Below are 14,706 nucleotides of genomic sequence, written 5' to 3'. Positions count from 1 at the left end.
CCACCTTCAGGTCCACGTCCATGGTCCCCTCCGTGGCCCCGGGCTTGACCAGCGGCACCACCTGCCGGCGCGCGGTGCGGTTGAGCGCGGCCAGCTGGTCCTGGGCGCGGCGGAAGTCCGGCACCTGCCCGGTGGCCAGCGCCGGCACCGCCGCGCGCAGCCGTGCCGGGTCGTGGTGCCGGGCCCCGACCACGTTCACCGTCCCCACCCGGGTCTGGGTCACCTGCAGCACCACCACCCCGCCGCTGACCTGCTGCTCGGGCAGGTCCACGTACACGGACTGGTAGCCGCGCTGCTGGTAGGCCGCCTGCAGCGCATCGCGCGCGGCCTCCACGTCGGCCAGCGTCCGCCCCGGGCCCAGGTACGGCATCACCGCCTGCTCAATCTCCCGCGCCGCCAGCACGCTGTTGCCGCGCACCCGGTACTCCTGGATGCTCACCCGCTGCGGCGGCGCGCTCGACGCCTCCGGTGCCTCGGCTGCGGGCGGGGCGTCCTGCGCGAACGTGGATGTGCTCGCGGCCAGCAGGCACAGGGTCAACGGCGCCAGCCTCGGCGCCTTCTTGTCTGGGAACATCGGTCGGGTTCTCAATGCGTAAGGAAGGACAAAAGCGAATCGGCAGCGACCTTCATCCGATGACGCCGCTGCATGGGCGGTGGCGTCATCGAGACCAGCGGCAGCGGGATTTCCGGATTGCGGAGCGTGCGGACGAATCCGATCCCCATCGGGCGTCGTTTCATTCTCAATGCCGTCCTTGACGCGGGTTTGACGGTGCCGGGCGCTTGCGCGGTTCCGCCGCGGGATCGCCCATGCTCACCTGCACCACGCTGTTGGCGTCGTAGCCCTCGCCTTCGCCACCGCGCGGCGCTGCGCCGCTGGCGTCGGCGCCGAAGCCGAGCACCTGCACGCTGATCACCGACGGACGATTCCGCGCGTTCTGCCGCTTGACCACGTCCTGCGCCGCCTGCACCGCGCTGGTGGCGGCGGAACTGGCGTTGGACAGCGCACTGACGTTCACCGCCGCGACCACCGGAATACCCTTGGCCTCGCCCTGCACCTGGATGTTCTCGGCGTTGACCACCCGCAGCGCGGCCAGGTTGACGTTGCCGGAAACACGGATGCCCGCCTCGCCCGCGTCGATGGTGCCCAACGGCGCGATCAGATCCACATCGCCGGGCGGCACTTCCGCGATGGGATTGAGCGTGGCGATGCCCGCGCCGGTGTTCGGCGTGGTCGGCGACAGCGAAACATTGCCGATGGCGTCATAGGCACGACGCTGCGGGGTGTACACGATGGTGGTCTTGCTGCCGCGGCCGGCGTTGATGTCGCCCTCCGCCGACCAGGCCAGGATGTTGCCGCCGAAGGTGGTGAAGATGCGGCTCTGGCCCAGCAGGATGCTGCCCTGCGAGTACATGTTGATGTCGCCATCGCCCTGGGTCAGCACGCCGGAACCTTCCGCCGGGGTGAATCCGCCATCCACGCCGACCAGCGTGCGGCCGCCGGGCACCAGCAGGTTGATGTCGCCGCCGAAGTCGGTATGGATGCCGGCGTCGAGGACCTTGTAGAACGGCACGCCGCCGGGACGGCCGCGCGCGAACCATTCGTCCTCGCGGATGTAGCTCTGGCCCGGCCGGGGGCGTGCGGAGGGCGTCTCGCCGAAGGTCTCGTAGTACAAGGCGCTGCTGAACATCGTCAGGCCACCCTCGTAACGGATGGCGTTGCCGGCACTGTCCTTCGCCGGCAGCAGCGTGGCGATCGCCTCGCGTCCGCGCAGGTAGCTGCCTTCGCGCGGGCCGCCGTCCTGGTTGTACTCGCGGCCGGCCGTCTTCAGTTCGTTGTAGTAGGCATTGCGCAGGAACACGCGCTGCTGTTCCGGCGGCAACGCGGCGAAGAAGGCGCGGGCGTCCATGACGGCGGCGTCGAAGTGCAGGCCCAGGCCGTTGGCGCCGCCGAAACGCGCGGTGAGCCAGTTGACCAGGTGCAGATCGCTCTCGCGCTGGAACTCGCGCGTCAGGTTGCGGTTGCTTGCGCTCTTGCCTGCTGCCAGCGCGGTGTTGCGGACCTGATCCAGCTCGGCCTGCTTTTCGAGCATGAATGTTGTCGCGCCGGCCTCGTCTCCGGTGTAGCCGAACTCGCGCGCCAGCCACTGCGCCAGGGTCAGGCTGCCGTCGTAGATGCGCACCGCCTTGCCGGGCTGATCGCCCAGCGGGCGTTCCGGATCGGCCTGGTTCGCCGGGTCCAGGTAGCGCGCCGCGAAGGCCGCCCAGTCCGCACCGTGCTCGCCTACCCCGGCCATGACGGTGATGCCGGCGCCGCTGCCCCGATCACCCGGAGTAACGTTGTAGACCGGCCCGATGCTGCGCAATTCGGCCTTGTCGGCCATGTACACGTCGCGGCCGGCGGTGAGTTCCAATTCGCCGGGGCCGGCGATGTAGAAGGAGCTGAAGCGGATGTCCCGTCCCGCCTCGACCACCGACACGTCGTCGGCGCTGGTGTGCACGATCAGATTGCCGCGCGAGGTGCCGGTGCCGACGTAATTCGGCTTGTGTGGCGCGGAAAGGTCGAGGGTCGTCGGGACACCGAACCAGCCGAGCGCGCCCGTCTCCTGCCCGTAGTTCTGGCCAAGCGTATCGAACTGGCCTAACTGGGTGCCCGCGTTGACGATGTCGCGGCCGGCGCGGACCGCGACCGCGCCACCGCCGTCGTACCAGGACGGATAGTTGCCGCGCTCCCCGGTATGCAGGCCACGATAGACGATGCCGCCAAGCTGCAGCCCCACCAGATCCCCTTCCACCGCGTAGTAACGCGCGGGCTGGCGACCCGCGTACACATGGCCCGACGCGGTGGGCGGCGTGAACGAGAACAGCGGATAGGCCTGCGAAGTACCGAGCGGCCCGTCGTGACCGAAGGCGAACAGTGCCGACGGTGCCAGCGCATCGGGACTGACGTTGTGCCAGACGCGACGCCCGTACCAGACGTTGTCATCAAAGCCGACGAAACCGGGATTGAAGGGGCTGGGCAAGCGGGTCGGATCCGCACCCGACACCGAGAAGCCATTGCCGCCCGCGTAGATGGAATCGCGCGCCAGCAATTCGAGCTGGCCGGCGCTTTCGACCACGAAACGCCCGTCCACCGGCGAAGGCGCCAGGACCACGCCGTTGGCGAGGCCGTTGATGCCATAGAACAGACTGCCGCTGGCGGCGACCGCACGCACGGTCGAGGGATAGATGAAATTGCCGTCGGTGGCCTGGAAGTCACTGAAGCTGCCGCGATCCAGTTCACCCAGGGTCGGGGTCAGGTTGCCGCCGGCGGCGAACAGGTCGACCGCGGTGGAAGGTGTCCACAGCGAGAACCAGTTCCAGCCGCCACCATCGTGCAGCGTGTCGTTGATCCGGTACGGGGATCCGCCGTGGAACTGCGGCACCCGGCCACCGTCGGCGGCGCCGGTCAGGACCAGATCGCCGCGCGTATCGATGCGCGCGGTGGCGTCGCCCAGCACCAGCAACGGACCGCCACCGGAGGTCGCCGCCGTCGCGGTGTACACGTCGTTGGCGCGTGACTCCTTGGGATCCATGCCGCCATGGCGAAGTTCGACGCCGCCGACCGCTCCGGCTTCCATGCGCAGCGCGCCGCGCAGGTTGGTGAAGCTGCCGTTGAGGTCCAGGCGGTGGACGTTGTTGGCCGGGAAGGTATTGGCTTCCGGAACCAGGTTGCCGACGGGGAAGCTGCGCTCGTACGGATCAGGGTTCAGGCCCCCGCCGATGCGGATATCCAGATCGCCACCGCCGGTCTGTACCAGTTCACCGGACGCGGTCACCCGACCGGTGCTGGCCACCGCCAGGTTCACGCCCTGGCTGCGGGCGATCACGTAGCCCTTGTCGCCGCGTCCCTGAAGCATGCCGGCGTCACCGCCGGTTTCCAGCAGCAGGTTGCCGCCTCCCAGCGTGCCGAAACCGGTGAACGCCATCATTCGTGGCATGCCTTCGAATCCGGACATGCCGTTATCCCGGTTCGACGCGATGTAGGTGCCGAAGTTGATCCACCATGCCGTGGCCACGTTGCCGCCGGCATCGCCGACGCTGCCGCTGCCCTGCCGCCACAGCCAGTTGCCGATCGATGCGCTGCCGGTGAGCGGGCCATTCCGGTAACCGAGCGCATCCGGGCGAATCACGGCCGTTGTTTTGCCGACGCTATCGCCCATGATGTCCCCGCGTGCGCGCAGCAGCAGGTTGCCACCGGCCTCCGGGAACCACGCCTGGTACAGACTTTGGCTGCCGCCGTCGACCAGATGTTCGAACAGGTCGCCGCCACTTGGCCCCAGGATGGTCCCATCCACGACCGCGCCCCGCGGCAGGTTGAACGGCTCGCTGCCATCGGCCGCGGTGATGCGCGCCGACGGCGTGCCGGCGGTGTAGACGCCGTACAGCGACGTGGTCAGGATGTCGTCGCCGGACACCAGCTTCAGATCACCGGTGCCGGTGCGCACCACACTGGCCAGTTGCTCGCGCACCGGCAACGTGTAGTAATCCATGTCCGGCGGCGTGGCAGGCGTGACCAGCGCGGAGAGATCGCCATAACCCCAGAGGTTCAGCTCGCCCGCGTCGACACCGATGATGCCCAGCAGCTGAAGTTCCTCGACTTCCGCGGGCGTAATCACCGCGCCGGCGATGATCGGGAACGAGTAACCGAACATCGACAGCAGGTCGACGAATTCCTGGTGGGGCGCATCGCCCCAGCGATACACCGCTGGAGAACCCGTACCCGGTACCGGCAACTGCTGCATGCCCATGCCGTAATGGTTGTCGGACAGACGCAGACCGCCGGTTCGCTCACGCGCGACCGCCAGGCGATCCGCCGCATCCGGATCGGCGCCACCCACCAGGGTGATGTCCCAGGACTGCGATCCGGCCGCGAGCATCGGCGCCAGTGCCCATTGGAGTCCCTGATGGCCATCCGCGTCCTTGTCGCGCAGGTCGACGGTTTGCACGTCACCCGGCAACTTGACTTCGGTCTCGCTGGGGATGAAAGCCCCCTTGGCCAGCGCCAGATCGGCGGCCAGTGCCACGCCGGAACCGCGCGAAGGCGCCGGCAGCGCGATACCGGCCGGCCAGATCATTTCGCCCAGTCGCGCCGCCGTCGGCAGCCGCAGGCCCGCGCCGAGGAGGGTATTGGCCGGCAACGTGACCGTGTCGGCCAACACCGTGCCCGCCGCGTACAGCAGAGTGCCGCCGGCATCGAACACGGGGCCGCCCAGCACGGTGCCGCGCGGCAGCGTCAACGGCTGCGCCAGCGTCGCTTCCGCTGGCAGTTGGGTGCCCGCGGCCACTTCCATGCCGACGATGCGCACGTCGTAGTTGAGCACCTTGCCGGACGGGAACACGGTGCCGGCCACCAGCGTGACCTTGCCGCCGTGCGGCACGACCACGTCGGCGCCATGCGGCTGCCGCCCCTTGGTCAGGATCCAGCCCTCGTCATCGAAGCCCGCGGTCAGGCGCGAGCCGTCGAAGCCGTCGCTGATGCTGCCGAACACTTCCAGATCGCCGCGCGCGCGGATCACCAGCGCGCCGGCTTCGCCGGAACCGCGCGTGGTGGTCTGCTGCGAATGCGGGTTGACGCTGACGTAGCGATGGCCGGACAGATCCAGATCACCGTCCACATGCAGGTTGCCATCCGGATTGATGGCCGGATCCGTACTGCTGACGATCTGCACGCCCGGGCGCAGATGGAACTGATCGCGATAGCCGCGCAGGCCGCCCAGACGATGCTCCATCAGATCCGCGTTGCCGAGGGCGGCGGTGATGAATGCCGTGTTCTGCCCGTGCAGGCGGTCCAGATAGTCCTGGTCGATGATCTGGTAGCTGCCGCCGTCGGTGGTGGCATCCACGCCGGGCCGGGCGCTGTCGTCGCTGGTGAAAGCGTTGACGGTGATGGTCTTGGCGCCTTCGATGGCGATGTCGCCGCGGGCATCGATGGCGACATCGTCGCCGCCGATGCGCGGCGCGTTGAGCGCCACCGTGCCATAGCCACGATCGGCACCTGCCACCCGCAGATCCATGCGTGCGCCGCTGTCGATCCGCAACAGGCCGGCACCGGAATCCACCTCGATGACCGCGCGGTTGGGCGCCTCGATGACCTGACCGTAGCTGTCCCGGCGCAGCACGTCGGCGCTGGCATCCAGCACCGCGCCGCCGGTCAGGGTGACGCCATCGCGCGCGGCCATGCGGATGCTGCCCGCCTGTTCGCCGCTGGAATCGATGACGCCATCGACCGTGAGATGCCCTTTGTCGAGCGAGACATTGACTTCATGGGCCTTGATCTCGTTGCCCACGACCAGATCACCCTCGCCCAGCCGGAAGCTGCGCGCACCGGTGACGCCATCGGCGGTCAGCCGCGCGTTGAGCCCGCCGAAATCGGCGATGTGCAGGCCATGCACGTCGATGCGACCGGCCATGAACGGCACCTCGGTGCCACCGGCGTCGTAGTGGCCGCTGCTGGCGCCGAGGATGCGACCGGCCAGGTCCACCGTGCCGGCCTGGGCGAACGCGCCCAGCTTGCCGGCGCGATTGAAGCGCGCCGACAGATCGATCTGCGCACCCGCGGACTGGCGGACGTCACCGGTGCGGCTTTCCAGCACCACGTCGCCGCCCCAGCTGTACTTGCTGACATCGAAGAATTCGAGCTTGCGTCCGGCCAGATCAAGCCGTGCGGCATCCCCCAGCACCACGTCGTCCTGCGCGCTCAGGGTGAGCTTGCCGCTCGGCAGCCACGCCAGTCCGTCGAACAGCAGCCGGCCGCCGCGGCTGTCCAGCGCGATCTCGGCGCCGAGCGCATCGCTGGCCACCGCCAGCGCCACGCCACCAGTTCCGGTCACGCGCACATCGCCACCGGCGGTGATCCGGTTGACCGAACCCGCCGCGCCGGTCAACAGCGGCGTGCTAATGTTGAGATCACCGCCGTGATAGGTGAACGCCTTGGCGGCCGGATCCCACGCGCCCTGCGACTGGTACACCGACAGCGTCCCCTTGTGCGAGGCGGTGACCCGTTCACTCGCGTTGAGGTTCACGCCGGCGAAGCCAAGCGTCATCCGGTCGTAGCTGCGCACCGTATCCGGCTGGCTCTTGGTCGCATGGCCGAAGTCGATCACCCGCGCATCGACCGTCAGCTGCCCGCTGCCAGTGCCGGGGCCCTGCGCGACCACGTTGCCACCCGCCAGCCGCGATCCGGTCCAGACCAGGGTGTCGGTATGGATGCGCGCCACGTCGCCGGCATCGCCGTAGCCGTAGATCGCCGGTGCACCGAGGACCAGTTGCTCCAGCGCGGACTTGCCGGTGACCGGATTGAAGGTGGACAGGCTGACCGACCCGTAGAAGTTGATCGATTCGCGCACCGTCAGCGCAAGGTTCTGCAACGCGGGCGCGCCATTGCGGGTATCGCCGAGCAGCAACCGGTCCAGGACCTGCTGGTTGAGGGTCATGCCGGCGGGCAGCGCGCCGCGCGCCGCGGCGTCGGCCAGCGCGGCCTGGCTGCCCACATTGATGCCGCCCACCGCCAGCACCAGGTTGCGGGTCCCGTAGCGCACCTCGTCGCCCAGCACGAAGCGGTTGTCGGTCGCGGTGGCGATCGTGCCTTCGGAATAGAGCCGGGTTTCACCCGCGCAGCTTCCCCCTGCCGCGCACACGCCAATCTCGATCGCGCCGGCGCCGCCGCCGTCCGAATTGGGCGCGTCCGGTGCCAGCAGGTCGAGCGCACCGTTGGAAACCGCCAGCACGGAGTTCTGGCCGGGGGTATACACGTAGCCCTGTTCGGCTCCCAGCGTCGAAGCTCCCTTGCCGAGCGTATTGATGCCGGCGCCCTGCTCCAGCGTGATCGCGCCGTCCACCCGGCTGCTGATCAGGAAGACGTCGGTGCCCTCCAGCACCGCGCCCTCGCGCAGCACGATGTTTGCCGTCGAGTTGCCGAAGATGCCGATCTGGTTGGCCCGCTGCTGGCTGCCGGTGTGATCCCGCTGCGTGCTGGTCAGGCGTCCGCCAATGACCAGGCGCGTGCCACCGAGGGTGTTGAGTTCGCTGGCATGGATCGAAACGCCGGTGAAGCCCTCGGTGGGCGCGGCGCCGTCGGCCAGGACTTCATAGTTCCGCGCGTACCAGAGATTGGTCAGGCTGCCGTGCCCGCCCTGCTCGGGCTTTGCCAGCACGGTGGCGTCAAAGCGCAGCGAGGGTTCGCCGCGCGAACCTTCCTCGCTTCGTTCGATCAGGCGCAGGCTGATGGCCTTGGCATCGCGTTCCAGCAGCGCACGCGGGACTCCGTCGCGCGCGGCGCTGTCGATGGCGAATTGTGCGTAACTGGTCTCGTTGTATTGCGAATAGCTGCGCAGGGTGTCGGCCGAGGTCAGGATGACCTGGGTCGGCAACACGTCGCGCAGGCCGGTATTGGCGGTTCCCAGCTGCGCCGCCGCGCTCCACGAGCCGTTGCGCATCGCGGTGGTGCTGCCGAACGAGGCCGCGGAATTGGCCAGCCCGTTGATCTCGACGCGGAAAGCGCCCGGCAGCAGCGCATAGGTCGAAGGCAGCAGCGTGTAGGTGCCTGGCGGCAGGCCGGGCATGCCAGCACCGATGGTGATCTGGCGACCCAGCGCCGGCGCACCGGCGCCCTGCTCTCCTCCCACCGGGGCCTGTCCCGCCTGCACGCCCGGGACGATCGCATAGACCGGATTGGTCGACAGGCCCGGCAAAGTGAAACCGCTGCCATCGGCGGCCATCTGCACCAACGGATGCAGGCGCGCGTCGGTGGAGCCGCCACGGCCGGACAGGAATGCGGCACCGGCAAGTTCGCCGCCACCGGACAGATCCACCGTTGCCCCGGCCTGTGCGTTCACCGCATGGCTCTGGAACTCGACCTTCGGCTCGTTGCCGAGTCCGCGGAATTCGACGTCGGTGCCTTCGTACTGATAGACCAATCCATCGACGGTGCCGCCGTAGGGCATGATCAGGCCGCGTGCGCTGACCGAGGTGACGCTGCCTGGCAACAGGTTGACCAGACCGGTCTTGCCGTTGCTGTCCGCACTGCCGAGCGTAATGCTGCCCAGCGGTGCCCGCAGCACGCCGCCCTGGTTGACGGTGGCGGCGGCGAAGCTCATCGCGCCGAACACGCTGTACGGCATTGGCGGCAGTTCGCTGCCGACCCGGGCGATGTCGAGACGACTGTCCGGGTCGTAGTACTGCTCCAGATTGTTCCACTGGTTGACACGGCTGCGCAGGCCGACGACGACGTTGCCATTGCCGTAGATCTGGCGGGCTTCCAGCAAGGTGTCGCCGGGCGAGAACAGCTTGGCGCCGCGCAGGCGCAGGTCGCCGCGGCTATGCAGTTGCAGCGCCTCGAACGCGTCGCGCCGGACCTCCAGCGGCGTGCCGCTGTTGTGGATGATCGCGCCATTGGCGCCCATGCCGACTTCGCCGACGATGTCGATCAGATCCGCATCCAGGCGCAGCGCGGAGCCTTCGGCGATGCCGGGCGCGCCCAGGGTGCCGTTTCCGGCGCTGATGTTGCGCGAGCCGAATACCGGATTCGGCATCATCTCGCCATCACCCTGGCGGCGCGTGGAGCCGGACAGTCGCAGGTACGGCGCGGCGAGGGTCACCCGGCTGTCACGGGCGGCATCGGCACCCAGTCCGATGCCGCTGGCAGTGAGATACAGCGCCTGCCGCATGCGCAGGTCGATATCGCCGGCGAAGCTCAGCAGGCCGTTGACGTGCAGCGCGGTGGTGTCGAATCCGCCCGCGCGGATCGCGTCCACGCCATAGCGGGCCTGGCCATAGACCAGACTCTCGTGCATCTGCCCGGCTTCGGCATCGTCGGCCAGTCCGCTGCCGCCGTAGTTCTGCTCCAGCAGCAGCTCGCGCGGCACGCGCACGGCGTCGTCGACGTCATCCCCCAGGTAATCCCAGCGCCCCACTTCGCGGTAAAGCGGGGTTTCCAGATTCAGTGCGAGGGTACCGCCGGCCGCACCGGCACCGCCCGCGGCCGCGCGCAGTTGGCCGTCGATATACAGGCCATTGCTCGCGCTCAGCGCGATCACGCCGCCATGACTGGGAATCAGCGTGCCGCCGAGGCCGGGCAGATCCAGCGTCGCCTGCGCACCGGACGCCTCCAGTCGCGCGCCGCGACGCACCACCAGGAACGCGTCCACAGCGTTGAATTCGCGCGCCTCCAGGTCATGGCGCGCGCCGATTTCGATGGTGCCGCCGTCGAGCACCTGGCCGAAGCGGCGCCCGTTCGCGTCGACGCCGGTGTAGGCGCGTCCGGACACATCCAGGACCGCGTCGTCGCCGATCCAGATCGAGCGTCCGTTCGGCTTCCCGTTCGGCCGGTTCCTGTCGAGGCCCTGCCCCCACGCGCCGGGCAGGATGGAAATGCGCCCGCCATGCGCCCGCAGTTCGCCCTCGATGGTGATCTGGTCGTTGCCGGTCAAGGTGATCGATTGCCCCGGATCCACCTCGATGCGGCTGTCCTTGCCCATCTCCAGCACGCCATTGGCGTAGATCGAACCGGCCGTGAGCGACAGGCTCGCGCCCCGGCGCAGCGTGGTCCGGCCCTGGTCGGGATCGTCGGCCTGCGTCGGCGGCAGCCATACCGACAGCGCTTCCGAGGGGTCCGCGCCGCTCGCGATCCGGCGCGCGGTGTCGCGGTCGTAGTCAAGCAGCGGCATCAGCACCGACAGTTCGGTGCCCGGCTGCACCAAAACACCGTCGCGACCATGGATCGCATAGGCACCAAAACCGGACTGGAACAGCGCCCCGTCCAATGCCAGGAAGGACTGCACTTCGACGGTCTCGGGCCAGGCGGTGCCGGGCGGAATGCGCTGGCCGCGCGGCACCACGATGTCGGTGGCGGCGATGCTGCCGCCCTGGTACGTCGCCGTATACGCGGTGATCGGCAAGCCATCCGGGAACACGTCGCGCGGCACCACGTAGCCCGCTTCCAGTTCGGTGATGGCGTGCAGCACGGTGCCGGCGGGCAGCACGGTGCCGGCGTACTGGTAGGTGCCATTGGCGAGCAGCACCGCGGTCGGCAAGCGCCACTCGGCCTGCAACGTCACCGGATTGGCTTCGCTGATCAGCGGGCGGGTGCGCACCGGCACCGGCTGGTCGCCCAGCACGCGGGTCATGACGACCGAGAAGTCCATCGGGATCGGCTGCCCGGCCGGGATCACGTAGTCGTTTGCCAGGCGCAGCGGCAGATCGCTGGTTTCACCGGCCTGCAACTGCTCGATGATTTGCGGAACGCCGTCACCGATGCTGACCAGGGTGCCGTGCTCGATATCGAGCTTGCCGCCACCGTTGACGCCGTGGCCCCGCAGCGTGCCGTCGAGCGACAGCACGCCGGCGCCGCCCACCAGGCCGGCCGCCAGGCTCACGTTGCCGCCGCGACCGCCATGCAGGCGGTCGTCCGCGCCCAGGGTGGCGCCGGACGAAACGTCGATCAGGCTGTCCTTGCCCAGCACCACGTTGCCGTCGCTGCGCAACGACACGCTGCCGCCATCCACGTACGGCAGGCCGCCGATGGCGAGAGGATCGTGCTGGCGGTTGTTCCACAGGCCGCGTGCGTCCAGGGTGACTCCGTCGGCCAGGTTCGTCTGGCGCGCATAACCGGGCGGCGTGACTTCGCTGATCGCGGTTTCCTGCCAGCTGCCGCCCTCGGCGCTGATGTGGCGGACGACCATGTTGCCCAGGCGGATGCTGCCGCTGCGTGCGGTCAGGTCCGCATTGACGTCCACCTGGCTGGCGTGCAGCGCGATTTCGCCGCCGGGCGATACGGTCAGGGCTTCGTCCACGCGCACGCCACCGCGCGCATACACCTCCAGGCCCCCCAATCCCTGGCGATTCAGCCAGTCCGCGTCCAGCGCGATCCGGCCCGCCTCCGGTTCGGCGCCCGGCACCGCGTCGCCGATCGTCACCGCGCTGACCACCGCGTCGGGCGAATAGCGCAGATCGCCGGTGTTCTTGTCGTACACCGGGCGGTGGCTGCCGATGATCAGGCTGGCGCCGCGTGCGGCGGCGGTCTGCGCCTGCTGATAACCATCCAGCGCCGCATCACGCGTCCGCTGCTGGCGGTCGCCCTGGAAGGTGGTGCCTTCGACATCGCCTTCGAGTACCGCGCCCCGGGTCGCGACCACCAGCTTGCCAGCGTCGCGTCCCACCACGTAGCCGCCTTCCAGGCGCGTCCGCGGTGCGATCAGCGGGTTGTAGTAGTAGGACGTGGTCTGCGAACCCCAGCGCTCGTGCAGATCCTCGAAGCCCTTGTACAGGCCGGTGTAGAGAAGATCACCCGGCGCGTTCGACGCGTTGTAGAGCTTGCCGTCGGCGCCCTTGAGGAAGGTCTGGTTGACGTAGCCGGTCTGCACGTCCAGGGTGCCGCCGGACAGGTTGATGTGCGAACCCTGGCGGGTCACCACCTCGCCGCCGCTGAATTGCACGGTGCCACCCTGCGCCGACCATTCGCCGATGCCGTGGCCGGTGACGCCCAGGTAGCCGCCGACTTCCAGCAGGCCGCCGGCGGTGTACCAGCGATCGGTTTCGTAGCCGTTGGTGCCGGCCGGCACCAGCACCAGATCGCGCCGATCCAGCCAGATGTTGCTGTTGTTGAGGCTCTTGTCGTCGCGGTTGCCGGACGCGTCGCGCTGCTCGTTGCCCTGTACGTTGATCAGGACATTGTTGGCTTCCATCGCGATGCGCACGCCGACCGCGCCGGACACGTCGATGCGCGCGCCATCGGCGACGGTCGACCGGCCCGCCGCGTCCACCAGCACCTGCCCACCGGTGGCCAGGGTCAGTGACTGGCCCTGGAAATCGACGTCGCCACCGGAACTGATCCGGATCAGCGACTGGTCGCGTCGGTGGGTGGCATTGCCGTCCGGCTTGTCGGTGTCCCGCACGAGGGTTTCGCGCTGCACGTCCAGGGCGGTGGTCGCGCTTTCGTCCAGCACCACCGCGGTGGTGCTGTCCTTGTCCAGGACGATGCGGCTGTCTGCGTCGGTGGCATCGCTGGTCAAATGGACCGTGCCGCGGGTGTGCACGGAAGTGGTCGCGATCACCGCGCCCTGCTGGCGGACTTCGTGGCCGACCAGGCTGATGTCGCCGGTGGTGGCCTGGATCAGACCGGTGTTGGTGACCATGCCGGTCGCTGGCGCACTGCCCTCGGTGCCGGTGCCGGAAGTTGCCGGCAGTCGCAGGGTCGAGACCAGATTGCCGCGCGTGGTCGAGGCCTGGTTGCCATCCGTGTCCATGCCCTTGCGGATGACGAACGCGTCGCCCGCGGCCAGCGTGGTCTGGCCGTTGGCGGTGGCGATCTGCCCATGGTTTTGCACCTGCTGGCCCACCAGCAGCACATAGCCGCCGCCTTCGGTCACCGAAGTGGGCACATGCGTGGTGATCCGCGCACCTTGCTCCACGGTGACGGCACCGGTTGCCGCACCATGCTGGAAACTGCTGGCGGTGGAGGTCAGATCGTTGGCGAAGGTGGGAATGAAGTCCTTGCCCTGCGCCTGGCTGTACAGCCCGCTGCGGAACTGCGCATCGGTCATGCCGACCGCGGACGCGGCCAGGTTCTTGACGTTCACCTGGCTGGTGCCGTTGAACACCACGCCATTGCGGTTGATCAGGAACACCGTGCCATCGGCCTTGATCTGGCCCTGGATCTGCGACGGCCGCGCACTTGGATCGTTGATCCGGTTGAGCACCGACCACGCCGCATCCTGCTTGAAATCGACAGTGGTGTTGCGGCCGACGTTGAAGGTCTCCCAGTTGAGGATGGCCTTGTCGGCGGTCTGCTCGATGGTGACGGTGGTCTTGCCGTCCGCCACCTGCTGGGTCGGATCCTTGGCGTTGTGCCAGCCGCGGGTCAGCGCGTCCTGATCAACCTTCAGCCCCCCCTCGCCCAGACCGTCGGGAACGGTGGGCGCGCGCAGGCTGGCGGCGTCGCGCGCCGCCTGCTGCAGCCGCTGCTGCATGGCGATGGCCTGCGCGGCGGTGGCCAGGTTCTCGATCGAGGTCTTGAGCTTGTCGCGCGCCTCGCGGTTCTGTTGTTCCGGCCGCGGCAGGTTGCTCGGCTGCCCGTTGGGCAGGCGCCCGGACTGGGCCGCCGACTGCTGGTTGGCCCCCTTGTTGGCGAACCAGGCCGCGCTGAACGCCTGCTGCGCACTGGCGGTTCCGATCATGCCGCCGGCGACCAGCAACGCGGTGATCGCGTGCGCCAGCGGCTTGATGCCCAAGCCATCGGCCGTGGAAGGAGTGCGCGTTCGCTGCGGCTGATTCACCATTGTTTTCCACCCGTGGAATGTCGTTCGCTGGATGCACTTCCCGCCTTCCCGCGTCCGTCCCCGGATCATCGCGTTGGAATGGGTTGTGCTCGTTACGATGGGTAAGACCGACGGGGCCGGTGACGACTGAACTGCTGAAACAAAAAATTCATGCACGCGAAAATGGGCGGCAACTCGCCGGATGAATTTCATGTTTCTGTCATCTACACCTGCTAACGACTGCATTGGGTAGACGCGCACGATGATCGTCCGCGAAAGATGCATGGCTTCGAATGGGCCCGTGCGGACGAGCGAATCGGCGTGCACGCGAGCGCGCCACGCCCTCGATGCAGGCGCATTCGTGGATTCGAGCGCGAGATTCGAAAGGCGCGGCATCACCGTCGCCCGGCCATGC

At 68.5% G+C, this 14,706-nt stretch carries 3 protein-coding genes; all 3 read right to left on the bottom strand.

Annotated elements, in window-relative coordinates; genetic code table 11:
- On the bottom strand, positions 1-574 hold a 574-nt coding region (locus tag IB228_RS05910), incomplete at its 3' end, for a ShlB/FhaC/HecB family hemolysin secretion/activation protein (protein WP_192197819.1).
- Between the two features lie 11 nt (positions 575-585).
- Positions 586-738 (bottom strand): hypothetical protein, encoded by a 153-nt coding sequence (locus tag IB228_RS05905; RefSeq protein WP_192197818.1) that lies wholly within the window; start codon positions 736-738, stop codon positions 586-588.
- Between the two features lie 2 nt (positions 739-740).
- Complete coding sequence (locus tag IB228_RS05900; protein WP_192197817.1) at positions 741-14,309, bottom strand: filamentous haemagglutinin family protein; 13,569 nt, start codon at positions 14,307-14,309, stop codon at positions 741-743.
- Positions 14,310-14,706: the final 397 nt, after the last annotated feature.

Source organism: Pseudoxanthomonas sp. PXM04, assembly GCF_014851695.1.
Taxonomy (GTDB): domain Bacteria; phylum Pseudomonadota; class Gammaproteobacteria; order Xanthomonadales; family Xanthomonadaceae; genus Pseudoxanthomonas_A; species Pseudoxanthomonas_A beigongshangi.
The sequence above is the reverse complement of the archived record's forward strand: the minus strand, read 5'-3'. Positions and strand labels throughout refer to the sequence as shown.